Origin of the sequence: Pseudomonas morbosilactucae (genome assembly GCF_023241665.1) — a bacterium.
Classification (GTDB): domain Bacteria; phylum Pseudomonadota; class Gammaproteobacteria; order Pseudomonadales; family Pseudomonadaceae; genus Aquipseudomonas; species Aquipseudomonas morbosilactucae.
This window is the reverse complement of sequence record NZ_JALQCX010000011.1, coordinates 234,206-257,390: the sequence shown is the minus strand read 5'-3', so window position 1 is coordinate 257,390 and position 23,185 is coordinate 234,206. Positions and strand designations below refer to the sequence as shown.

Here is a 23,185-nt window from a genome sequence, read left to right as displayed (position 1 = left end):
TGCAACTCTCTCTTCAAAATCATCGGCATCAAAGGCATCAGGCTACCTCACACAGGGCCGTCGGATCGATGGAAAGTGTCAGTTGCTGGCCATCGGCATGCAGGTCCGCTGCCGAACGGTTCAACACATCCACCACCAACTCCACACCGCGGGCCTCGACCCGGTAGCGGATCACGTTGCCCAGCAGGCTGTGGCTGCGGATTTGCGCGTTGGGCACGCCATCCTTGCGCAGTTCGATGGCCTCCGGGCGAATGGCGATGCGTCCGCTGATGGGGCGTTGCAGCAGTTTGCTGGCGCTGTCGGCGTCCAGCAGGTTGTAGTTGCCGATAAAACCGGCGGCAAACACATCCACGGGCGCGGTGTAGAGGGTTTCGGCGTCGCCGCTCTGGACGATCCGGCCCTGGTTCATCAGGAAGATGCGGTCGGACATGGTCAGGGCTTCTTCCTGATCATGGGTGACGAAGATGGTAGTCAGGCCCAGCTCGCGCTGGATCTGGCGGATCTGCTCGCGCAGGTGTTTGCGGATGCGCGCATCCAGTGCCGACAGTGGTTCATCCAGCAGCAACAGCCGCGGCCGGGTCACCAGGGAGCGGGCCAGGGCCACGCGCTGGCATTGGCCGCCGGACAGTTGGTGTGGGTAGCGCCCGGCGAATTCACTGAGTTCCACCAGTTGCAGGGCTTCGAGCACCCGCTTGCGGCTGTCGTCGGCATTGACCTTCTGCATGCGCAGGCCAAAGGCGACATTCTGTTCCACGGTCATATTGGGGAACAGTGCGTAGCTCTGGAACACCATGCCGATCCCGCGCTTCTGTGGGCTCAGGGGCACGATGTCCTGGCCGTCGAGCAGAATCTGCCCGCCATCCACCGGGGTCAGGCCGGCGATGCAGCGCAGCAGGGTGGATTTACCGCAACCCGATGGCCCCAGCAGGGTGACGAACTCACCCTTTTGAATCTCGCAATTGATGTCGCTGAACACGGTGGTGCCCGCGTAGTTTTTCTGCAGGTGTTGGACGCTGACGAAGCTCATTGGCTTTTGTCCTTGTTCAAGATATTGGCGGCCCAGGTCAGCAGCAGCACAAAGAAGAAGTAGGAAATCACCAGGGCGCTGGTGAAGTGGCCGCTGCTGTTGCGCATGTTGTTCAGGTAGACCTGCAGGGTTTCATAGCGAGTGCCCACCAGGATGTTGGCGAACACAAACTCGCCAAACAGGAACGAAAACGACAGCAGCAACGCGACCATCAGCCCCTTGCGCAGGTTCGGCAGCACCACCAGGAACGCCGCCTGCCAGGTGCTGGCGCCGAGCAACTGGGCGGCGTCCATCAGGTCCCGCAGGTTGATGGCTTGCAGGTTGTTGGTGATCGCCCGGTACATGAATGGCAGGGCCACGGTGAAGTAGCAGCCGATGAGGATCCACGGCGTACCGACCATGGCAAAGGGGCCTGAACCATAGAGTTGCAACAAGCCCACCGAAGACACCACCGGCGGTACCGCAAAGGGCAGCAGGATGAGGATGTTCATCAGCGCGTCGAGCTTGGGGAAGTGGTAATGCACCACGAACAGCAACGGCAGGATCAGCACCACCGAGAGGATCAATGCGCCGACACACACCAATAGGGACTGGCCGAAAGCGTTGAGAAAACGCGGGTCGCTCCACAGCTGCAGGTACCACTTGAAGGTGAAACCGCTGGGCAGGATGGTTGCCGACCAACTGCTGGCGATGGAGTAGATCAAGGTTCCCAGCAGCGGCAGCAACAGAATCGCGAACAGCAGGTACACCACCACGCGGTGGTAGAGCACGGCCGAGCCGGGTTCAGCGCGAGACATGGTAGCTCCTCTTCAGCAGCAACTGATGGACGATGGTCACCAGGGTCATCAACGCCACCAGCACCACCGCCAGGGCGCTGGCCATGTTCGGATCCAGGGAAATATCCCCGGACACCATGGCGGCGATACGGATCGGCAGCACGTTGAAATTGCCGGTGGTCAGGGCGAACACCGTGGCGTAGGCACCCAGGGCGTTGGCCAGGAGGATCACGAAGGTGCCCAGCAAGGCCGGGGTCAGCACCGGCAGGCCGATATGCCGCCAGAACTGCCAGCCGTTGGCGCCCAGCAGCGAGGCGGATTCACGCCAGTCTTCGCGCAGGGCGTCGAATGCCGGGTAGAGCAGCAACACCCCGAGGGGGATCTGGAAATAGGTGTAGAGAATGATCAGCCCGGTCTTGGAGTACAGGTTGAAGTCCTGAATGATTCCGGACTGCTTGAGCATCAGGGTAAAGGTGCCGTTGAAGCCCAGCAGAATGATGAAAGCGAAGGCCAGGGGCACGCCGGCGAAGTTGCTGGTCATGTTGGCGAAGGCGTTGACGAAATTGCGCAGCCGCGAGTCCACCCGGCGCAGGGAGTAGCTGCCCAGCACGGCGATGATGATGCCGAACAGGCTGGACCAGAAACTGATCTCCAGGCTGTACTGAATGGCCTGCAGGTAGAACTTCGAGCTGAAGATCTTGCTGAAGTTGGCCAGGCCCCAGCCGAACTCTTCCGACTGCAGGCTGTTGATCATGACCCACAGCAGCGGGGCAATCTGGAACACGATAAAGAACAGGGCGAAGGGCACCAGGCACAGCACCGCCAGCCATTTGCCTCGGGTGAATGAGTTCACTTGAGCAGCTCCTGGCACAGGGGTTTGTCATGGGCAATGCCCAGCAGTTGGCAGACGGTGCCACACAACTCGGTTTGCCGGGGTGCGGCAGCGGCATTGAGGCTGAACGCATCGCCCATCACGAACAGCGGCACTTCCCGTTCCTCCGGCAGCAGGCCGTTATGGGAGCGGTCGTTGTTCATGCCGTGGTCGGCGGTCACCAGCACCTGGTAGCCGGCGTCGAGCCAGCCTTGCAAGTAGTCGGCGAGGATGATGTCTGCCGAGCGCGCACTGTTACGGTAGAGCGCGCTGTCCAGGCCATGCTTGTGCCCGGCATCGTCGATGTTCATCGGATGCACCAGGAGAAAATTCGGCTGATGGCCCAGGCGCAGATGCTCGGCGTCGGCGAACAGGTGGGAATCGGGGTAGTGGTCGTTCCAGTAGAAGTGCCCGTGCTGGATCGGCAGTGCCGTGTCGTCGGTATGCCGGTCGCGGGCAGCAATAAAGGGGGAGCGGTTGTACAGCTCGCTGACCCAATGGTAAGCCGCCGCCGCGGTGCTCAAGCCGGCGTCAGTGGCGTAATGGAAAATGCTGCGCTGGTTGGACAGGCGCGAGACATTATTGTGGACGATGCCGCTGTCGATCGGCGGTACGCCCGTGAGGATGCATTCATACAGCGGGCGCGAGAGCGCGGGTAATTCACATTCCAGCTTGTAGAGCGCCGCGCGGCCGGCGCCGACATAAGCCTGGAGGTGCCCCATGGCATGCCGGGCAACCTCGTAATTGAGGCCGTCGAGCACCACAAGGATGACGTTGTGCTTCATAGGGGCAAGGCTCCGATCAATAAAACGGACCAACTGCAGGAGCCGGCAAGCCGGCTCCTGCAGTGATCGTGTCATTGCATATTGATGATCACTTCTTCCTGCCACTTCTGCGGCAGGGCCTTGGAGGTTTTTTCCCAGGCATCCGGATCCTTGATCGGCGTGACGTGCTTGTACTGTTCGTTGGGCAGCAGGTTGGCCTGTACTTCTGGCGGCAGGGTCAGGTGCTCGGCGCGGATGGGACGGGCATTGCCCCGGGCCAGGTTGATTTGGCCAGCATCGCTGAAGATGTATTCACGTGCCAGTTTCGCGGCGTTGGGGTGCTTGGCGTACTTGTTGATGATGGTGGTGTAGCCGGAGATCACCGAACCGTCAGACGGGATCAGTACGATGTAGTCGTCCTTGTTGACCATCTTGTTGCGGTAGCTCAGGCCGTTGAAATCCCAGACCACGCCCACTTCCACCTCGCCTTTTTCCAGGGTGGCAATGGTCGGGTTGGCCAGGGACAGGCGCCCTTGCTTGGCAATCTCGGCGAACATCAGCAGCGCCGGCTGAATGTTTTTCTCGTTGCCGCCCTTGGCAATGGCGGCGGCCAGCACGCCGTTGGCGGCCTGGGCCGCGGTGCTCACGTCACCGATGGAGACCTTGTATTTACCTTTCTCCAGGTCGGACCAACGGGTCGGTGCTTCGGAGCCGTGCAGCAGCTTTTTGTTGATGATGAAGGCAATGGTGCCGGTGTAGGCCAGGGCCCAGTTGCCGTCTTTATCCTTGGCCCAGTCCGGGACCTGGTCCCAGGTGCTTGGCTTGTAGGGTTGCACCACGCCCTGCTTGACCGCGATCGGACCGAAGGCCGCACCGACGTCGCCGATGTCGGCGCTGGCGTTGTCTTTCTCGGCGGCGAACTTGGCGATTTCCTGGGCCGAGCTCATGTCGGTGTCCATGTGCTTGAGGCCGTAGTTCTTGGCCAGGTCCTCCCAGGTGCCTTTCCAGTTGGCCCAGTCATCGGGCATGCCGACGCTGTTGACCGCACCTTCCGTTTTGGCGGCGGCTTCCAGGGTTTTCAAATCGATATCAGCGGCCATGGCGGCGGTGCACATGGCAATGGTCGAGCCTAACAGTGATGCCAGGAAAAGCTGTTTCATCCGAAGCTCCTTTGGGCGTGGTTAGCGCTGCACTTTTTTAGGTTTGCGGTTGGATTGGTCTAGGTCAGCAATACCTGAGCCAATTTAAGCTTGCCGGATGACACTTTAATGTCGGCATTGGTCCTGCAAGGGTTTTCATGGCCGCAGGGGCGGGGCTGCGAGATAAGCGTAGACCATGGTTAAACGGCTGATCCACAAGGGCTTGGCTGATCAATTGCAGGTATCTGGACGGGCCGTTCAGCGGCTTTGTCATCTGTCAGTCATGTGCATTGCCTAGGCTTCGCTTGGCAGACAAGGGGTTTTTCCTGGGGCGTTGCGCCCTGTAACGGTGCTGGTCTAGTCCAGATGGGTAACATTGATGCGCAACGAGACAACCAAAGCGGTGACAAGCATCGGCCAGGTCCTGCAGGAGCAGATCAGCCATGGCCTATTGGCGCCCGGCAGCAAGTTGCCCGCCGAGCGCAAGCTCAGTGAGTTGTTCGACACCACGCGGATTACTGTGCGTGAGGCCTTGCTGCAACTGGAGGCCCAAGGGCAGATTTATCGCGAGGAGCGCCGTGGCTGGTTCGTCTCGCCGCCGCGGCTGGCCTACAACCTCATGCAGCGCAGCCATTTTCACGCCATGGTCAGCGCCCAGGGGCGAGTGCCTTCTACCGAAGTGATCTCGGCACGGCTGTTGCCGGCGTCGGCAGCGGTCTGTGCCTGGTTGCAACTGCCGGCGTTGTCCAGCGTGATTCAGATCTGTCGGGCCCGGCGTATCGATGAGCGGCTGGTGCTGTACGTGGAGCACTACCTGAACCCACAGTATTTTCCGCAGATTCTCGACTTCGACCTGAACCAGTCGATGACCGAACTCTATGCCCGGCATTACGACCTGCATTACGGCCGGGTGCGTTTCGAAATCGTGCCGACCTCATTGCAGCCTGAAGCGGCGGCGGCCTTGAAGGTGTCCGTGGGCAGCCCCGGGCTGCGGATTGCCCGGGTCAACTACGACCAGCACGAACGGCTGATCGATTGCGATCTGGAGTTCTGGCGCCATGACGCGATTCATGTCGGCGTCGATGTGCTGTAGGGGCTACCGGCAAGGGTGAAGGGTTTCCCCGGCCACCCGGATCCTACCCGTTATTTGTTGTCCGGGGTGATGCCGGGGGTGATGACCTGGATGCTCATGCGTGGCGTGGCCAAGTCCAGGCCGGCCTCGTCGAGCTGGCGTTTGAGGGACAGGTTGAAGGCCCGTGAGACCTCCCACTGCTTGATCGGCGCAGTCTTGAACCGGGCACGCAGAATGGCGCTGCCGGACTCGAAACTCTCCACCCCCTGAATCTCCAGCGGTGACCAGATATTGCGTCGCTGCAGAGGGTCGCTGCGCATCTTTTGCCCGACATCGCGCATCAGCTTGATCGCGTCATCGATCTCCATGTTGTAAGGGATCGCCACGCGGAAAATCGCATAACCGAATTCCCGGGAGTAGTTCTTGATGCTCTTGATTTCGCTGAAGGGGATGGTGTGCACGATGCCGTCGATGTCCCGCAGGCGCACGGTACGGATGGTCAGGCCCTCGACCGTGCCGAGGTGGCCGCCAACGTCCACGTAGTCGTCGATGGCCAGGGAGTCCTCAATGATGATGAACAGCCCGGTGATCAGGTCGGCCACCAGGGACTGGGCGCCGAAACCGATGGCCAGGCCGATCACACCGGCACCGGCCAGCAGCGGCGTGACGTTCATCCCCATGTTCGCCAGGGCGACGATCAGCGCAATGATGAAAATCGCCACGAACAGCACGTTGCGGATCAGCGGCATCATGGTCTGCGCCCGGGCATTGGCCAGGCCTTTGCGCGAACGGGTCAGGGCATGGTGCACAGCGGTATCGCTGAGGATCCAGATCAGCCAGGCGAACAGCAGCGTGCCGCCGAGGCCGAAGAGCCTGACGCTGATCTCATGGCCTTCGCCTTCGGTGAAGCGGATCAGCGACAAGCCCCAGACCCGCAACCCGAGTTCGATAAAGGCCAGCCAAACCACCAGGTGCGCCAGGGTATAGAAGAAGTTTTTCAGGCGTTCCGAATACAGCGCATGGCGCTTGTGGCCACGCTGGGGCCTGAGGGCATGCCGGCGCACCAGGCCGTTGATCACCATGCACAGCACCAGCAGCACCGTGCAGATCAGCGATTGCCGCAGGGCGGTGCTGGTATCGCCCGCCGAGACGAAGGTGGCGAACAGCGAGATGCCGACCAGCACCAGGGCCGGCAGGTACCAGAAGGTGCCGATGATTTCGATGGTGTCGCTCAGGGCGCGCCGGGTCAGGCGCCGGGCCAGGGGTTGGTTGCGGATCAGGTGGGCGATGGGGCGGCGGAAACGCAGGATGAACACCCCGGTCGACAGCGCCGCCAGGACATTGGTGAAGGTGGCTGCTGTGTGGGCCAGGTGGGCGCCCAGGCTGGCCACCAACCGTGGATCGCTCAGGGCTTCGCCAAAGGCGGCGAAACTGCCGATCAACCACAGTGGACGAAACGCCCGGCGCCGCAGGATGTATAACGCCCGATGGCGGTGCGGGCCGTCGAGCAAGGAGAAGGCCAGCACGCAGATGGCCGAGAAGCAGGTGCCCACTACCAAGGCATAGGCCAGCACCATCGCCAGGTCCTTGCCTAGGGATGAGGGCAGGGCGTAGCTCATGTAGACGGTGATCAGCAGGGCAATCAGCCAGGGGCCGAGCTTGCGCAGGGCGAAGCGCAACATGTCCCAGGTCTTGGGGTGTTGAGGCAGCTCTTCGGTCAGGCCGAAGCGCAGGCGAATCCGATGGCTGAGCCAGATCAGCGCCGTTGCCAGCAGGCTCCAGACCAGCAGGATCAGGGCGAAGGCAAAGATCATCGGTAGCCATTGACTGGCCGGCAGCATCAGCGCGCCAAGTTCGTCCTTGGCCAGGTCGAACTCATCTGACCAGCGGCTCAGCGGGCTGTCGGCACCGGCGAACTGTTTTTCGAAGCTGGCCAGGGTACCGCCGATCAGCCCCAGCACGCCTTCCTCGGCGGTGGGTTGGGCTTTCTTGGTGGCATCTCGCAGCTTCTTAAGGTCGGCCAGCAGCTTGGCGCGCTGCTGATCGTTTTCCAGGGATTTGATCACTTCATCCAGCGACTGCCCCAAGGGTTCCTGGGACTGGGGCTGCGCCTGGCTCTGGGTATTGAGCAACCCCGGCAGGCCCACGGCCTGGGCAGTCATGCTCGGCAGCAGGGTCAACAGGCAGACGAGCAGCCAGCAGGGCAAAGCGAAAAGACGAGCAAGCACGGGGCGGTCAACCTCGGAGAAAACGGATCGGCCGAGTGTACGAGGCAGCCCAGGCCAATGCGAGTCTGGTGTGGTTTTATTCGGCGAGCTTGGCAAGGATCTTGTAGATCACGGTGCAGAGGATCAGCAGCATGCCGATCCACATGCCGAAGACCCCAATGTTTTTGTCGCGGAAGTTGAAGCCGATGGCCAGCAGGATCATCCCCGCGAGGATGGGCAGCAGCATCGCATGGAACGCAGACATCGGGATCATAGTGACAGCCTTGTCAGAAGGGATGCTGTTGAGTCTAGGCCGCTTTGTGGGAACTGCGATTGATATGCATCAGGCGCTTTTTGTGGCGCGGGCGCGAGGGCAGCCCTGGGAAGCGCCGCGTTTGCGGACGCTTCCCAGGGCGTGCTGCTATGGCAGGTCGCGGCTGGCGTAGAAGGCGCTCAGGACTTTCACCAGGTGTGCCAGATCGTGGCTGCCGCACAGCTCGCGGATCGAGTGCATGGCGAAGGTCGGCAGGCCGATGTCCACGGTGCGCACGCCCAGGTGGCTGGCGGTGATCGGGCCGATGGTCGAGCCGCAACCCATGTCGCTGCGCACCACGAAACTTTGCACCGGCACTTCTTCGGCCATGCACAGGTGGCGGAAGAAGCCGGCTGTTTCGCTGTTGGTGGCGTAACGCTGGTTGCTGTTGACCTTGATCACCGGGCCGGCATTGAGCTTTGGACCGTGGTTGGCGTCGTGCTTGTCGGCGTAATTGGGGTGCACGCCGTGGGCGTTGTCCGCCGACACCAGCAGGGACTTCTGGATGGTGCGCACGAACTCGTCGCCTTCGGGCAGCAGGCGGCGCAAGGTTTGCTCGAGCATCGGGCCGTCGGCGCCACAGGCGGAGCAGGAGCCCACTTCTTCGTGGTCGTTGCACACCAGTACGCAGGTTTCTTCGGTGTCGGCATTGAGCAGGGCTTGCAGGCCGGCGTAGCAGGACAGCAAGTTGTCCAGGCGCGCGCCGGCGATAAAGTCGCCGTGCAGGCCGATCACCGCCGCGCTCTGGGTGTCGTAGAAACTCAGCTCGTAGTCCAGCACCACATCGGCGTTGAGGCCGTGTTCGCGGGCCAATTGGTCGGTGAGCACGGCGCGGAAGTCCACGCGCTCGTCGCCGGCGAATTGGGCGAGGATCGGCGGCAGTTCGGTCTGGGCATTGATCGCCCAGCCCTGGTTGGCTTCACGGTTGAGGTGGATGGCCAGGTTGGGAATGATCGCGATGGGCGCCTTGAAGTCGATCAATTGGCTTTCCACCTTGCCGTCGCGACGGAAGGTTACGCGGCCGGCCAGGGACAGGTCACGGTCGAACCACGGTGCCAGCAGGGCGCCGCCATAGACTTCCACGCCCAGTTGCCAGAAGCCCTGGCGTTGCAGCTCCGGCTGCGGCTTGACCCGCAGGCAGGGGCTGTCGGTGTGGGCGCCGACCAGGCGGATACCGCCTGACAGCGGCGAGTGTCGGCCCAGCTTGAAGGCTACGATCGAAGAATCATTACGGGTGACGTAGTAGCGACCGTTGGCTTCGGTGGTCCAGGTTTCGCGTTCGTCCAGGCGTTGATAACCGGCCGCTTCCAGGCGTTGAACCAGGCTGGCGGTGGCATGGAAAGGGGTAGGGGAGGCCTTGAGAAAGTCGATCAGGCCTTGGTTCAACTCTTCGCGCATAAATAGCTCCAGACAGCAGTGGCGCGAGTTTAACGTATAGGCGAGCCCTGTAGGAGCCGGCTTGCTGGCGAAGCGGTCGTCGACCTGGGTCGGGCCTTCAAGCCGCTATCGCCGGCACGCCGGCTCCTGCAAAGGTTGTCTCAGAAGGGCGCAGGGCACTCGAAGCGCAGGCGCTCGCCGCTTTGCGGATGGGTGAAACTTAGCATGCTGGCGTGCAGGCACAGGCGCGGCCAGGCGGCCAGGGCTTGTGGGTGGGCGTAGAGGCCGTCACCCAGCAGCGGATGACCGATGGACAGCATATGCACACGCAACTGGTGGGAGCGGCCGGTGATCGGGGTCAGCTCTACGCGGCACCAGTCACCGCAGCGCTCCAGCACACGCCAGAACGTCAGGGCGTGCTTGCCGAACTCATGGTCCACCACGTGCCGGGGTTTGGTCGGCGGGTCGTAGCGCAGGGGCAGGTCGATGCTGCCGCTGTCCAGTTCGGGTTGGCCCCAGCAGAGTGCGGTGTAGGCTTTTTCGGTTTCCCGGTCATGAAACTGCCGCGACAGCTCGCGGTGGGTATCGGGGTCGCGGGCCAGGAGGATGATGCCCGAGGTTTCCCAATCCAGACGGTGGACGATGCGGGCTTCCGGGTAACCGTTTTCCTGCAGGCGGGTGATCAGGCAGTCTTTGTTGTCATCGGCACGCCCTGGCACGGAAAGCAGCAGGGTGGGCTTGTTCACCACCAGCACGGCGGCATCCTGGTGAATGATGTGAATATTCGACAGCGGCATAAAACAGTCTCGTAACAAACGCCAACGGCGGCTCAGGAACCCGATGCATTGCACCAAGTCCCCGGGCCGCCGTGGCTCCCGCCGGATCGATCAGCGATCTGGCAGGGTGATATTGAGTTCCAGAATCGAGCAGCTACCCTGGTTTTCCAGGGCGACATGCACATCATCGGACCCGATATTGACGTACTTGCGGATCACTTCCACCAGTTCCTTCTGCAAGGCGGGCAAGTAATCTGGGGTACTGCGCTGGCCGCGTTCATGCGCCACGATGATCTGTAGACGCTCTTTCGCCACCGACGCGGTACTTACCTTTTTATTGGCACGAAAGAAGTCAAAAAGATTCATTATCTACCTCCAAACAGGCGCTCGAAGAATCCCTTCTTCTCGACATCAAGGAACCGGTGTTCCACGGTTTTGCCCAGCAAACGATCGACGGCATCGCTATACGCCTGGCCGGCGTCGCTTTGGTCGTCGAGGATTACCGGCACGCCCTGGTTGGAGGCCTTGAGCACCGCTTGGGATTCTGGGATCACACCCAGCAGGGTGACGGCGAGAATTTCCTTGACGTCTTCGACGCCGAGCATTTCGCCGTTGTTGACGCGCTCCGGGTTGTAGCGGGTCAGCAGCAAATGTTCCTTGATCGGGTCTTCGCCGTTTTCCGCGCGTCGGGATTTGCTGGCCAGCAGGCCGAGCATACGGTCGGAGTCGCGGACCGAGGAGACTTCCGGGTTGGTCACGACAATCGCTTCATCAGCGAAGTACATGGCCAGGTGAGCGCCTTTTTCGATGCCTGCCGGGGAATCGCAGACCACGAACTCAAATTGTTCCTTGAGCTCCATCAGGACTTTTTCCACGCCTTCGACGGTCAGCGCGTCTTTATCGCGGGTCTGACTGGCGGCCAGTACGTAGAGGTTTTCCAGGCGCTTGTCTTTGATCAGGGCTTGTTGCAGGTTGGCTTCGCCGTTGACCACGTTGACGAAGTCGTAAACCACGCGGCGTTCGCAGCCCATGATCAGGTCGAGGTTACGCAGGCCGACGTCGAAGTCGACGATGACTGTTTTGTGGCCGCGCAGAGCGAGGCCGGTACCGATAGCGGCGCTGGTGGTGGTCTTACCCACACCACCCTTGCCGGATGTAACCACGAGAATCTTGGCCAAGGTGTTTCACCCCTAAGGAAAAAGGACTTTTAGCCCCTGAAAAACATCTCTTGAAACTACTGCAGTCGGACAGCCTTGGCTGGAGCTTGATCAGCGGCGCCATTTACCCCTGGTAAACACGACGTGCTGGCAACTTCCTACTTCGTTTGAGCCGTTTTCGCTACGTTTTAGAGATGCTTGGAAAATGCGGCAGTATCCGTTAAAGACGAGTGATGTTCAACACATCGCCCGACAGGCTGACCTGGACCCCGGAGCCCCACAATGGATCTCGACGCAGGTCTTCGGACACCTTGTATTGGCCGGCGATGGAGACCAATTCAGCGCTCAATTGCTGACAGAAAATCCGTGCCTTGGTGTCGCCCTTGACGCCGGCCAGCGCGCGACCGCGCATGGGGCCGTATACATGGATGTTGCCATCGGCGAGAAGTTCCGCGCCTGGGCTGACCGAGGAGATCACCACCAGGTCGCCGCCTTGAGCATAGATCTGCTGCCCGCCACGCACTGGCGAAGTGATGATACGGGTCGGCTTGACCGTCGGTTCGGCCGGTTTTTCCGGTTTTTTCCGGACTTCGCCTTCCTGGGGATCCAGGGGCCGCTCCCGGGCGCCGGACGGTGGCAGCACCGGCAGGTCCACGGCGATGGCCGCGGCAATGTCTTCGATACGGTTGGCGCGGATGGCCAGGGTGCGCAGGCCATGCTGGCGGCACACGCGCATCAGCCCGGGCAGGTCCACCGCGCCTTCGCTGGCCGGGAGCTTGTCCAGGGCCAATACCAAGGGCGCGTTGCTGAAGAAATTCGGCGCTTGCGCGACCTTCGCGGCCAACTGGCGATCCAGGCCTTCGAGGTCATTGCGGGCCAGTTCCAGCACCGTGATGGCGAGCATGCTGCCCTTTAACTGGAACACAGGATCTTGGTCTAGCGATTCGGTTTGGCTCATGGTCGGCATAAAGCGGCTTGTCACTAAAAGTGCCGAGACTTATAACGAGAACGCCCGCGAGCCGCAACCCGGGTCGAACCGATGTAGAATGCGCGACCTTGTTGTCTGTCCGGAATCTGTAATGGATCGCCCGCGTTTTCGAGCTGCATTTTTATCGCCGCGTTTTTGGCCGTTGTGGCTGGGGCTTGGCCTCTTGTGGTTGGTCGTCCAACTGCCTTATCCGCTGTTGCTGGTCATCGGTCGTGGTTTGGGCGCGTTGATGTATCGGGTCGCCGGCGAACGGCGGCGGATTGCCAAGCGCAATCTTGAACTGTGTTTTCCCGAGAAGTCGGCCGCCGAGCGTCGACGCCTGCTCAAGGACAACTTCGCCTCCACCGGCATTGCCTTCTTTGAAATGGCCATGAGCTGGTGGTGGTCCAAGCCGCGCCTGGCGCGCCTGGCCCATATCGAAGGGCTGGAGCACCTGCAGGCGGCCCAACGTGAAGGCAAGGGCGTGATTCTCATGGCCCTGCATTTCACCACCCTGGAAATCGGCGCGGCCCTGCTCGGTCAGCAGCACACCATTGACGGTATGTACCGCGAGCACAAAAACCCGTTGTTCGACTTTATCCAGCGCCGCGGTCGCGAGCGCCACAACCTGGATTCCCTGGCGGTGGAGCGCGAGGATGTGCGCGGCATGCTCAAGCTGCTGCGTGCCGGGCGGGCCATCTGGTATGCGCCGGATCAGGACTACGGCGCCAAGCAAAGCATTTTCGTGCCGCTGTTCGGCATCCAGGCGGCCACCGTCACTGCCACCAGCAAGTTCGCTCGCCTGGGCAAGGCCCTGGTGGTGCCGTTCACTCAGGAGCGCCTGGCTGATGGCAGCGGTTATCGACTGGTGATCCATGCGCCCCTGAGTGATTTCCCCGGGGAGACCGAGGAAGCCGACTGCCTGCGCATTAACCAGTGGATCGAAAGCGCCTTGCGCGAATGCCCCGAGCAGTACCTGTGGGCCCATCGACGCTTCAAGAGCCGGCCACCTGGCGAGCCGAAGCTGTATCCCAAACGCGGTTGACCCCATAACGATAAAAGGCCCCCGAGCGCCATGGAGTGTTGCGATGAGCCCTGCTGAACCGGTTACAGGCCTGATTCTTTCCGGTGGCGGGGCGCGAGCGGCCTATCAAGTGGGGGTGCTGGCGGCCATTGCCGAGTTGCTGCCGCCGGGCGCCGACAACCCGTTTCCGGTGATTGTCGGCACCTCGGCCGGGGCGATCAATGCGGTGAGCCTGGCCAGCGGCGCCACGGATTTCAAGACGGCGATCCTGCGCCTCACGGCCTTTTGGCAGAGCTTTCGCAGTCATCAGGTGATGCGCAGTGACTGGCCTGGGGTGATTCGCCAGGCCAGCCGCTTTGTCGGCCACAGCCTGCTCGGACTCGGTGCCCAAGTACCTGTGGCACTGATCAACAGCTCGCCCCTCAAAGACCTGCTCAACGACAAGCTGCAACTGTCCGGGATCGATGACGCCATCGCCCAGGGGCAATTGCATGCGGTGGCGGTGACGGCCTTCGGTTATGAATCCGGACAGGCGGTGACTTTTTATCAGGGCGGCAGGGTCATCGAACCCTGGCTGCGTCATCGGCGCATCGGGATCCCCACTCAAATCAGCGTGGAGCACTTGCTGGCCAGCTCGGCAATTCCGTTGCTGTTCGCCCCGGTCAAGATCGAACAGGAGTACTTTGGCGACGGCGCGGTGCGGCAATCGGCACCGATCAGCCCGGCGCTGCACCTGGGGGCCAGCCGGGTGCTGGTGGTGGGCGTCAGCGGCAACCCCCGGGGCGTCGACCCGGACAGCGCGGCGCAGCGCACGTACACCGGACAGCAGCCGACCCTGGCGCAGATCGGTGGGCACATGCTCAACAGCACCTTCATCGACAGCCTGGAAAGTGACATCGAGCTGCTGGAGCGGCTCAACCAGTTCAGCCACCTGATGCCACGGCAAGTGCCCGTGCGCAGCCTTGGGGTGGCACCGGTGGATGTGCTGGTGATCGCTCCCAGCCAGCCGATCGATGAAATTGCTGCGCGGCATCGGCAAGAGTTGCCCAAGGCCTTGCGTTTGTTCCTGCGCGGGCCAGGGGCGACCAAGACCAGCGGCGCCGGTGTCCTGAGTTACCTGCTGTTCGAGGCCAGCTACTGCAGTGAGCTGATCGAACTGGGGCGCCGCGATGCCTTGGCCAAGCGTGAAGAGTTGTCGCGGTTCCTGGGGCTGTCGGTTTAAGCGGTCAGCTTGTCGTCACGAAAGTCCCTCAGGGCCTGTTCGATCTCTTCCCGGGTGTTCATGACAAAGGGCCCGTATTGGACGATGGGTTCACCCAGCGGCTTGCCGGCAATCAGCAGCACCTTGGCCCCGGACTGGCTGGCCAGTTGCAGGTCGCCGTGATCGGACAGGCGCACCAGCTTGCTGCTGGTCACGCTCTGAGGGTGGCCCGGCAGTTCCAGGGCGCCTTCGTAGACATAGAGCAGCGCCCGATGCCCCTCGGGCAAGCGCGGGGCGACCTGACTGCCGGCACCCAGGTGCAGGTCGAAGTAGCAGGGCTCGGTGTCCGGACGCTGCACGGCGCCTGGTTGCCGGACCTGGCCATCCTCGAAGGTGCCGGCGATCACCACCACCTCGACCCCGGCAGCCGTGGTCAGGCGCGGAATGTCCTTGGGTTGAATGTCTTGGTAGCTGGCCGGGTCGAGCTTGTGTTTGCCCGGCAAGTTGAGCCACAACTGAAAGCCGCGCATCACGCCTTCTTCCTGCTCCGGCATCTCGCTGTGGATGATGCCTTTGGCCGCGGTCATCCACTGCACGCCTCCGCCTTCCAGCAGCCCGACATTGCCCAGGTGGTCCTCATGACGCATGCGACCTTCGAGCATGTAGGTGACGGTTTCAAAACCGCGATGGGGGTGAGGCGGGAAGCCGGCGATGTAGTCGTCGGGGTTCTGCGAGCCAAATTCATCGAGCATCAGGAAGGGGTCGAAACGCTCTACGCCTTGGCCACCGAAGACCCGGGTCAGCTTGACCCCGGCGCCGTCCGAGGCGGGCTGGCCGCTATGGACGCTGATAACGTTGCGTAATTGAGTCATGGGTACAACTCCTGATCAGGTGGGAATGGTCGACATGCTATGCCAGTCCGATCGATCAAAGGTTGCGAATTCTTCTGTGTTTTTATCGACTATTTAGATGTTTCGAGGTGGAGCCTGTTTTTGCCCGGTCAGCCACCCTGTGGCCGGCAAGCCGGCTGCTGCCCAGGCATTGAGGTGCCTGGGTGCGGCAGCGGGCTTGTCAGCGACAGCGAACGTCAGAAGTGGAACTTGACCAACAGGCTGGCGGTGTCCTGGTTGGTTTCAAACGCGCCAGAGTCTTTGATGCCGTACTTGTTCTTCCAGTAGTCGTACTCGATACCGACGTACAACTGCTTTTCACCCCAGCTCAGGGCTTTGCCCAGGTCGTACTTGATCTGCGGGTTGAAGTGCAGGTTGGCGTGGTAAGTGCCTTTGCTGTTTTTGTCGTTATCGACGACCCAGTCCATGAAACCGTCGATCAGGATGTCCGACTTGCCCACGGGAATGGTGTAGGCCCAGACCGGGGTGATCTGCCAGACGTTGTCGCCGGCACGGCTGCCTTCGGTCTGACGGTTGTAGAAGTTCAGTTGGAAGTAGTCGAAGCCGGGGATGGCCAGGTCGAAGCCCGGGCCGATCAGGTACGACTCGTTGTCGCCTTCGCCGAACTCATAGGTCATTGCCAGCAACACGTCCTTGATTGGGCCGAATTCCAACTTTTGGTCGAATATTTTGCCGAACGAGAGGCGTGGGCTGAACTCGCCATAGTAAGTACTCGGGCCGGCGTTACCGTCTTCCTTGCCGTTGTAAAAGATACGGTCCAGGAAGAAGAAGTTGTCCCCGTATTTCCAGCCGTCGGCGTGTTCGAAGGTCACGGTCTGCTGGATTTGTGGGTTGACCTCGAAGTTCTTGCCATACAGATACGTCAGGCTGTTGTTCTGCCATTGCAGCAGGTCGCCGGCCATGGCCTGCCCCCCGGCCAGCAAGGATCCTGCAAGCATCAGGCTGGTGCACGTCTGTTTCATTCGGTTGCTCCCAAAGTAAGTGGTTCCACGTTTTTTCAAGCGTCGGCACTCTGGTGTGGCGCCTTTTTTCACTGCGGTAAAAATCATCCAAACGGTCAGCTTTATTGCTCATAGCAAGAGCTGAGCCAAGGCTGGAAAAAAGCAAAAAACTCCCGCTCGACAATACGAATACAGTCGATTGAGAGCGGATTGGGCTTCGAATCCGTGCGCTTTGGCGCCTGACAGGGCCGGGATAAGTTGGCGTTCAGGTCAGGTTTTTTATCCGGGCTTTTTTTTACCCCGGATTGGCGCGGCCGCGGAGAATACTGGCTCCGGCAATCGCGCTCAAGTGCCCCGCAACAGAGCGCCTGAAACAACTTTGGGGCACTGTTGCCGAGCATCGAGTTAAGGCTCATGGGGTCGCGAGGGTGCGCTGAGGTAGAGGGTGCGGGATTAGTGCGGGTGCACGTGGGTGGGATTGTCGGCAGCACGTTCGGCGCCACCGAGGATGTTGAACAACAGGTTCAGCACCAGTGCGCTAAGGGTCGCCATGGCAATACCACTGTGGGTGATGGGGCTCATCCACAGCGGCAGGTGCGCAAAAAACTCTGGCCGGACCACTGGAATCAGGCCCATGCCAATGCTTACCGCCACCAGCAATTGGTTGCGACGGTCAGCAATGTCGGCTTCCTGGAGGATCTTGATGCCCGTAGCGGCGACCATGCCGAACATGGCAATTGCCGCGCCGCCCAGTACCGCCGCCGGAATTGACGCCACAAGGAAGGCGGCCTTGGGCAGCAGGCTCAGCACCACCAGCAGGCCGCCGGCGACGATGGTTACCGATCGGCAGCGCACACCGGTCATCTGAACCAGGCCAATGTTCTGGGCGAAGGAGGAGTGGGTGAAGGTGTTGAAAAAACCGGCGAAGAACGAGGCACCGGCATCGCACAGCAGGCCACGGCGCAGCATCCGAGGGGTGACGTCCTGGCCGGTGATTTTACCCAGGGCCAGGAACATGCCGGTGGACTCGACAAAGATAATCACCACCACCAGGCACATCGACAGGATCGGTGCCAGGTGAAACTGTGGCATGCCGAAATGAAGCGGGGTGACCACTTGCAGCCAAGGCGCCTCGGCCATGCCGGAGAGGTCGACCATGCCGATCACCCCGCATAGCAGGTAACCCAAGCCCATGCCGATCAGCACGGAAATGTTCACCCAGAAGCCGCGCATAAAACGGTGGACCAACAGGATGGTGCCCAGCACCAGGGCGGCGATGGTCAGGTAGATCGGCGAGCCGAACTGGGCGGCGGAGCTGCCGCCGCCAGCCCAATTCACCGCCACGGGAAACAGCGACAAACCGATCGAGGTGATCACCGTGCCGGTGACCAGGGGCGGAAAGAAACGCACCACTTTGGACATAAAGGGCGCAATCAGCATGCCGAAGAAGCCGGCGGCGATGGTCGCGCCGAAGATCCCCTGCATGCCGATACCGGGCATGCCGGCCATGGCGACCATGCTGCCCACCGCGGCAAAACTGGCGCCCATCATCACCGGCATGCGGATGCCCATGGGGCCGATGCCCAGTGACTGGACGATGGTGGCGATCCCCGCCACCAGTAGGTCGGCGTTGATCAGGAAGGCGATTTCTTCACGACTCAGGCCCGCGGCCTGTCCGATGATCAGAGGCACTGCAATGGCACCGCCATACATCAGCAGAACGTGCTGCAGACCGACCAGGATCAGTTGCAAGAGGGGCAAGCGCTGGATGGCAGGCGCATCAGGAACGCACCGTTCGGATGAATCGGACATGCAACACCTCGGATCTTTTTATTCTTGTGATTTAACCGCTGGGTCTTTGCGCACAGCGTGTCTGCAACAGGCGAATCTTGATCGGCTGATGGCAAGCAAGCCCGCCCCTACAGATGAATTCGGTTCTGTAGAAGCGAGCTTGCCCGCGAAGCAGCCTGGTGACAGGCGTTGATCAGTTGGTTTGAGCCCCCTGGGCGATCCAGGCACCGATCAGCTCACGTTCCTGCTGGGTCATCTGGGTGATGTTGCCCAGTGGCATGATCTGGCTGGCGACTGCCTGGGCCTGGATCCGTGCAGCCTGCAGGTGGATCTGTTCCGGTGTATCGAACATCACGCCACCCGGTGCGGTGCTGAACAGGGGGCTGGTGGGTTTGGCCGAGTGGCAAACCGCGCAACGCTCCTGGATCACACTGTGTACTTTGTCGAAGGCTGGGCCGGCGTTGGATGCCTGGGCCGGAGCACTGGCAGGCGCGGCCGGTGCGGTTTCGGCTTTAGGCTTGGCACCACCGCCCAGGGCGGTTTCAGGCAGGGGTTGATACTCGATTTGCCCCGGTGCCTTGGCCACTTCAGGGGCACTGTTCATGGGCGCCGGGCCAGTCACGTAGGCCAGGCAAATCATGCCCAGTGCGGCGACGGGCAGGGTCCAGGCGAACTTGTGGCTGTCATGCCGGGTGTTGAAGTAGTGACGCACCAGCACCGCCAGCACTGCGATCCCGGCCAGGATCAACCAGTTGTACTGGCTGCCATAAGTGCTCGGGAAGTGGTTGCTGATCATGATGAACAGCACGGGCAGGGTGAAGTAGTTGTTGTGGCGTGAACGCAACAGGCCTTTGGCTGGCAGGGTTGGGTCCGGGGTGCGGTTCTCGGCGATCGCCGCCACCAGCGCACGCTGGGCCGGCATGATGATGCGGAAAACGTTACCCACCATGATGGTGCCGATGATGGCGCCGACGTGCAGATAGGCACCGCGACCACTGAACACCTTGCTGAAGCCATAAGCCGCGGCGATCAGCAGCACGAACAGGATAAAACCGAGCAGGGCGGGTTTCTTGCCCAGGGGGGAGTCGCAGAGGAAGTCGTAGATGAACCAGCCGGCGATCAAGGCGCCGATGCCGATGGCCACACCTTCAGGGCCGCTGAGGCCGCTGCCGGGGGCAACGAGGTAGAGCATGGGGTTGAAGTAGAACACCAGGCATAGCAGGGCGATACCCGACATCCAGGTGAAATAGGCTTCCCATTTGAACCAATGCAGGTTTTCCGGCATCGACGGGGGGGCCAGTTTGTATTTTTCCAGGTGATAGATACCACCACCGTGGATCGCCCAGAGATCGCCGGACAGGCCGTCCTTGGGGTTGGCGCGGTTGAGGTTGTTCTCCAGCCAGACGAAGTAGAACGATGCGCCAATCCAGGCCACACCCGTGATCATATGTATCCAACGCACGCTCAGGTTGAGCCATTCCAACAGATGTGCTTCCACAGTCTTTACCTCTCGCCTGTCACTCTTGTTTCGAGTGATCAGACCTTCTCTTATTGGTGGGGGGCGAGGATCAATCGCTCATCCTCTTTGAAGAAATGCTCATCGCAGTTGTTGCCATTGCCACTGCGATCAACCACCAGGAAGTCATCCCGCTTTTCGATCGTCAGCACCGGGTGGTGCCAGACGCCGCGATGGTAATTAATGCCCTGCCTGCCGTTGGTGACGAAGGCGCGGACCAAGCCCGATACAGGTACATCGCCAAGTGGCGCGACCACGATCAGAAAGGGGTTGCCGAGTAGCGGAATGAAAGCCTGGCTGCCCAGCGGGTGTCGTTCCAGCATGCACACGGTCAGCGGCATGTCCTGCGCGTCGGCGCGGAAGATGCTGATGATCGCGTTGTCCTCCGGCGTAGCGGTTTCCACCGTCGCCAGTTTGTGAAAGCGCATGGTCGACCCGTTGTTGATCATGAAGTGATCGCTGCCATCGGTTTCGATAACGTCTCCGAAAGGGGCGAAGGCTTCTTTGGTCAGGGGTTCGATCATCAGTGTGCGCATGGCTGTCTTCTTAATCTTTTGAATGATGTGATTGCTGTGTAGGAGCCCGGCTGGCTGGCGATGGCGTCGGTTTGATCGCTATCGCCGGCAAGCCGGCTCCTACAGGTTTCGGTTCAGCGCTTATTTAGCGACCTTGCCGAGTACCCGCAGGCGGCTCACACCACCATCCGGGAACACGTTCAGGCGGATGTGAGTGATCGGGCCCAGTGCCTTGATCTGCTCGGCGAAGCTGTGTTCGGCGTGCATTTCCAGCTTCTGTGCCGGCAGCAGCTCGCGCCAGAACAGCGATTGGGTTTCGATCTGGCTGTCGGTGCCGCCCTTGACGAATGCGGCCTGGATCGAGCAGGTGTCCGGGTAGTTGCCCTTGAAGTGCAGGGTGTCGACGATGATCTTCTCGATTTCGCCCGGGTGGCCCAGCGCGACGATGACCCAGTCATTGCCCGGGGTGCGACGACGCGCGGTTTCCCAGCCGTCGCCCATGTTGATGCCGCGGCCCGGGTTGAGGATGTTGCCCATGCGCCCGAAGTGCTCGTCGGAGCAGGCCAGGGCGCGGCCACCGTTGAGGGCGGCGGCCAGGTCGATCTGTTCGTTGTCGCCCACGGCCGACCAGTCGCGGTGCGGAATGCCGTAGACGCGCAGGCGAGCTACGCCGCCATCCGGGTAGATGTTGAAGCGCAGGTGGCTGAACGCCTGGTCGTTATTGATTTCGTGGTAGTGATGGCTGTTACCTTGCAGCTCGACAGCCGACAGCACTTCGACCCACTGGGTGTTTTCATTCGGCTCGCCTTCAGCCAGGAAGCAGGCTTCCAGGGAGGCGGACGGCGGGAAGTTGCCGGTGAAGAATGAAGTGTCGATGTCCACGCCTTTGATCGAGCCCGGCACACCGAGGCGGATCACCGCGCTGTCGTAGCCTTCAAAGCGCTTGCGGCGCGACTCCCAGCCGTCCATCCACTTGCCGTTGTCATCGAACACGCCCTCCTTCCATACGGCCGGGGTCGGCTGGAACAGACGGTTGGCGTCGGCGAACCAGTCATCGGTGACCGAAATGATCTTGGTGCCCAGGCGGGCGTCGGCCAGGTTGACGAACTTCTCGAAAGGTACGGCGTAAGCTTTCATTCTTCTTGTCTGCCTTGAAATAAGTGGCTGGGGATGCTTGCAGAGCCCTGGGAAACGCACGCGTTGAATCAGGTTTCTCGGGCTAAGTTCGCTATAGGGTCAGTAAACGGAACAACGCGATTTTGTTGATCTCCGCTAACGCGCATTTGAATTCGGCCTCGGCTGAATGGTGAATGCGGGTTTCGAACGCTGCGAGGATCTGATGCCGGTTGCTGCCTTTCACCGCCATGATGAAGGGAAACTTGAACTTGGCTTTGTAGGCGTCGTTCAGCTCGGTGAAGCGAGAAAACTCTTCGGCCGTGCATTGGTGAATACCGGCGCCAGACTGTTCTTGAGTGCTGGCAGCGGTCAGTTGGCCCTGGACGGCGGCTTTGCCGGCCAGGTCCGGGTGAGCGTTGATCAGTGCCAGCTGGCTGGCGTGATCGGCGCTCAACAGGATATCGCTCATGCGTTGGTGCAGGGTTTCGATCTGGTCGACGGAGGCATCAAGGCCTAGGTCATAGGCTTTTTCAGCAACCCATGGCGAATGTTCGTAGATGTCGGCGAAGGCTTCGACAAATGCCTCGCGGCTCAGGGTCGAGGGTTTCAGGGTCTGGAAGGCGGTCATTTTGCCGCTCCTGCGAAGGGATGGACCTGCTGCCAATGGCGGGCAATATCAACCCGACGAGTGAACCAGACCTGTTCGTGACCTTTGACGTATTCGATAAAGCGCTTGAGTGCAGCCAGGCGTGCCGGGCGGCCAATCAGCCGGCAATGCAGGCCAATGGAAAGCATCTTCGGCGCTTCGGCCCCTTCGGCGTAGAGCACGTCGAAGGCATCTTTCAGGTAATGGAAGAAATCATCGCCCTTGTTGAACCCCTGGACCTGGGTAAAACGCATGTCGTTGGTGTCCAGGGTGTAAGGAATCACCAGGTGCGCCTTGCCGGTCGGGTTATTGGGTTCCCAGTAGGGCAGATCGTCGTCGTAGGTGTCGCAGTCATAGAGGAAACCGCCTTCCTCCATCACCAGGCGCCGGGTATTTGGGCCGGTGCGGCCGGTGTACCAGCCCAGTGGCCGTTCGCCGGTGAGTTCGGTGAGGATGCGGATCGCTTCGAGCATGTGCTCGCGTTCCTGGGCTTCATCCATGTACTGGTAGTCGATCCAGCGGTAGCCGTGGCTGCAGATTTCGTGACCGGCGGCGACCATGGCGCGGATAACGTCCGGGTGGCGTTGGGCAGCCATGGCCACGGCGAAGATGGTCATGGGAATGTCGAATTCCTTGAACAGCTTGAGAATCCGCCAGACGCCGGCACGGCTGCCATACTCGTAAAGGGATTCCATGCTCATGTTGCGCTCGCCCTGCAGTGGCTGCGCCGAGACCATTTCCGAGAGGAAGGCTTCCGATTCTTTGTCGCCGTGGAGGATGTTGCGCTCGCCGCCTTCTTCATAATTGAGCACGAAGGACAGGGCGATGCGGGCATTGCCCGGCCAGTGAGGGTGAGGAGGGTTGGAGCCGTAACCGATCAGGTCGCGAGGGTAGTCAGCGCTCACTGCAGTCTTCCTTCTTGTTCGTGATAACGGTGGCGTGGCGGGACCTGAGAATGAGAAGCCAGGCTGGCGTCACGACGATGGGCTGATTGTATACAAATTCATATTCATTTTGTAAGCCTGATTTTTTGCATTTTTCATCTGGGCTCTCGATGAATGGATCCTGCAAAAAACTT

General features: G+C 60.9%; 23 protein-coding genes. 3 read left to right on the top strand and 20 right to left on the bottom strand.

What is annotated here, in order from left to right:
- Window positions 1–37 precede the first annotated feature (37 nt).
- The 5 genes from M1B35_RS07755 to M1B35_RS07735 form a co-directional block, all read right to left on the bottom strand.
- Window positions 38–1,027, bottom strand: coding sequence for an ABC transporter ATP-binding protein (locus M1B35_RS07755; RefSeq protein WP_268261634.1), 990 nt, complete (start codon window positions 1,025–1,027; stop codon window positions 38–40).
- Entirely contained in the window at window positions 1,024–1,824 is an 801-nt protein-coding gene (locus M1B35_RS07750; RefSeq protein ID WP_123328351.1) for an ABC transporter permease, read from the bottom strand. Before M1B35_RS07750 ends, M1B35_RS07755 begins: the two co-directional genes overlap by 4 nt.
- Window positions 1,811–2,656: an ABC transporter permease gene (locus M1B35_RS07745; RefSeq protein WP_268261633.1), complete on the bottom strand. Its 846-nt coding sequence runs from the start codon at window positions 2,654–2,656 to the stop codon at window positions 1,811–1,813. The genes M1B35_RS07750 and M1B35_RS07745 overlap by 14 nt, the downstream gene beginning before the upstream one ends.
- Window positions 2,653–3,459: an alkaline phosphatase family protein gene (locus M1B35_RS07740; RefSeq protein WP_268261632.1), complete on the bottom strand. Its 807-nt coding sequence runs from the start codon at window positions 3,457–3,459 to the stop codon at window positions 2,653–2,655. The genes M1B35_RS07745 and M1B35_RS07740 overlap by 4 nt, the downstream gene beginning before the upstream one ends.
- A gap of 71 nt (window positions 3,460–3,530) precedes the next feature.
- Complete coding sequence (locus M1B35_RS07735) at window positions 3,531–4,598, bottom strand: ABC transporter substrate-binding protein (protein WP_123328348.1); 1,068 nt, start codon at window positions 4,596–4,598, stop codon at window positions 3,531–3,533.
- A gap of 358 nt (window positions 4,599–4,956) precedes the next feature.
- Between M1B35_RS07735 and M1B35_RS07730 the strand changes: the two genes are divergently transcribed.
- Window positions 4,957–5,670, top strand: coding sequence for a UTRA domain-containing protein (locus M1B35_RS07730; protein ID WP_268261631.1), 714 nt, complete (start codon window positions 4,957–4,959; stop codon window positions 5,668–5,670).
- Between the two features lie 50 nt (window positions 5,671–5,720).
- On the opposite strand, the gene M1B35_RS07725 is transcribed toward M1B35_RS07730, so the two are convergent.
- The 7 genes from M1B35_RS07725 to minC all read right to left on the bottom strand — a co-directional run bounded on the left by M1B35_RS07725 (window position 5,721) and on the right by minC (window position 12,437).
- Window positions 5,721–7,877, bottom strand: a complete 2,157-nt coding sequence (locus M1B35_RS07725; protein ID WP_123328346.1) for a mechanosensitive ion channel family protein — start codon at window positions 7,875–7,877, stop codon at window positions 5,721–5,723.
- A 76-nt stretch (window positions 7,878–7,953) separates the two neighbouring features.
- On the bottom strand, window positions 7,954–8,130 hold the full coding sequence (locus M1B35_RS07720; protein WP_185039065.1) for a hypothetical protein: 177 nt from the start codon (window positions 8,128–8,130) through the stop codon (window positions 7,954–7,956).
- 147 nt (window positions 8,131–8,277) lie between these two features.
- Window positions 8,278–9,567 (bottom strand): M18 family aminopeptidase, encoded by a 1,290-nt coding sequence (locus M1B35_RS07715; protein ID WP_268261630.1) that lies wholly within the window; start codon window positions 9,565–9,567, stop codon window positions 8,278–8,280.
- A 140-nt stretch (window positions 9,568–9,707) separates the two neighbouring features.
- Complete coding sequence (locus tag M1B35_RS07710) at window positions 9,708–10,343, bottom strand: RluA family pseudouridine synthase (RefSeq protein ID WP_123328344.1); 636 nt, start codon at window positions 10,341–10,343, stop codon at window positions 9,708–9,710.
- Window positions 10,344–10,433: 90 nt separating this feature from the next.
- Window positions 10,434–10,688 (bottom strand): cell division topological specificity factor MinE, encoded by a 255-nt coding sequence (minE, locus tag M1B35_RS07705; protein ID WP_019693048.1) that lies wholly within the window; start codon window positions 10,686–10,688, stop codon window positions 10,434–10,436.
- The gene (gene minD, locus M1B35_RS07700; protein WP_123328343.1) at window positions 10,688–11,500 is read right to left on the bottom strand and encodes a septum site-determining protein MinD; all 813 of its coding nucleotides are present in this window, start codon (window positions 11,498–11,500) and stop codon (window positions 10,688–10,690) included. The genes minE and minD overlap by 1 nt, the downstream gene beginning before the upstream one ends.
- A 199-nt stretch (window positions 11,501–11,699) precedes the next feature.
- Window positions 11,700–12,437: a septum site-determining protein MinC gene (gene minC / locus M1B35_RS07695; RefSeq protein ID WP_123328805.1), complete on the bottom strand. Its 738-nt coding sequence runs from the start codon at window positions 12,435–12,437 to the stop codon at window positions 11,700–11,702.
- A gap of 121 nt (window positions 12,438–12,558) precedes the next feature.
- Here minC and M1B35_RS07690 point away from each other — a divergent pair, with 121 nt between their 5' ends.
- Window positions 12,559–13,491, top strand: a complete 933-nt coding sequence (locus M1B35_RS07690) for a lipid A biosynthesis lauroyl acyltransferase (protein ID WP_123328342.1) — start codon at window positions 12,559–12,561, stop codon at window positions 13,489–13,491.
- A 43-nt stretch (window positions 13,492–13,534) separates the two neighbouring features.
- Window positions 13,535–14,692: a patatin-like phospholipase family protein gene (locus tag M1B35_RS07685; protein WP_123328341.1), complete on the top strand. Its 1,158-nt coding sequence runs from the start codon at window positions 13,535–13,537 to the stop codon at window positions 14,690–14,692.
- On the opposite strand, the gene M1B35_RS07680 is transcribed toward M1B35_RS07685, so the two are convergent.
- From M1B35_RS07680 to puuE, 8 genes are all read right to left on the bottom strand, one after another.
- Window positions 14,689–15,543: a pirin family protein gene (locus tag M1B35_RS07680; protein WP_268261629.1), complete on the bottom strand. Its 855-nt coding sequence runs from the start codon at window positions 15,541–15,543 to the stop codon at window positions 14,689–14,691. The two genes, M1B35_RS07685 and M1B35_RS07680, sit on opposite strands and share 4 nt — an antisense overlap.
- Before the next feature lie 215 nt (window positions 15,544–15,758).
- Entirely contained in the window at window positions 15,759–16,544 is a 786-nt protein-coding gene (locus M1B35_RS07675) for an outer membrane protein OmpK (protein WP_123328339.1), read from the bottom strand.
- 432 nt (window positions 16,545–16,976) lie between these two features.
- Window positions 16,977–18,335 carry a nucleobase:cation symporter-2 family protein gene (locus tag M1B35_RS07670; RefSeq protein WP_268261628.1) on the bottom strand — a complete coding sequence of 453 codons (1,359 nt, stop codon included), beginning with the start codon at window positions 18,333–18,335 and terminating at the stop codon, window positions 16,977–16,979.
- Between the two features lie 172 nt (window positions 18,336–18,507).
- Complete coding sequence (locus M1B35_RS07665) at window positions 18,508–19,812, bottom strand: urate hydroxylase PuuD (RefSeq protein ID WP_123328337.1); 1,305 nt, start codon at window positions 19,810–19,812, stop codon at window positions 18,508–18,510.
- 50 nt (window positions 19,813–19,862) lie between these two features.
- Window positions 19,863–20,366 (bottom strand): ureidoglycolate lyase, encoded by a 504-nt coding sequence (locus tag M1B35_RS07660; protein ID WP_123328336.1) that lies wholly within the window; start codon window positions 20,364–20,366, stop codon window positions 19,863–19,865.
- A gap of 120 nt (window positions 20,367–20,486) precedes the next feature.
- Window positions 20,487–21,482 (bottom strand): allantoicase, encoded by a 996-nt coding sequence (gene alc, locus M1B35_RS07655; RefSeq protein WP_268261627.1) that lies wholly within the window; start codon window positions 21,480–21,482, stop codon window positions 20,487–20,489.
- Between the two features lie 91 nt (window positions 21,483–21,573).
- A complete protein-coding gene (gene uraD, locus M1B35_RS07650) occupies window positions 21,574–22,089 on the bottom strand; it encodes a 2-oxo-4-hydroxy-4-carboxy-5-ureidoimidazoline decarboxylase (protein WP_268261626.1) in 516 nt (171 codons plus the stop codon).
- On the bottom strand, window positions 22,086–23,012 hold the full coding sequence (gene puuE / locus M1B35_RS07645) for an allantoinase PuuE (RefSeq protein ID WP_123328333.1): 927 nt from the start codon (window positions 23,010–23,012) through the stop codon (window positions 22,086–22,088). The genes uraD and puuE overlap by 4 nt, the downstream gene beginning before the upstream one ends.
- Between the last annotated feature and the right edge of the window lie 173 nt (window positions 23,013–23,185).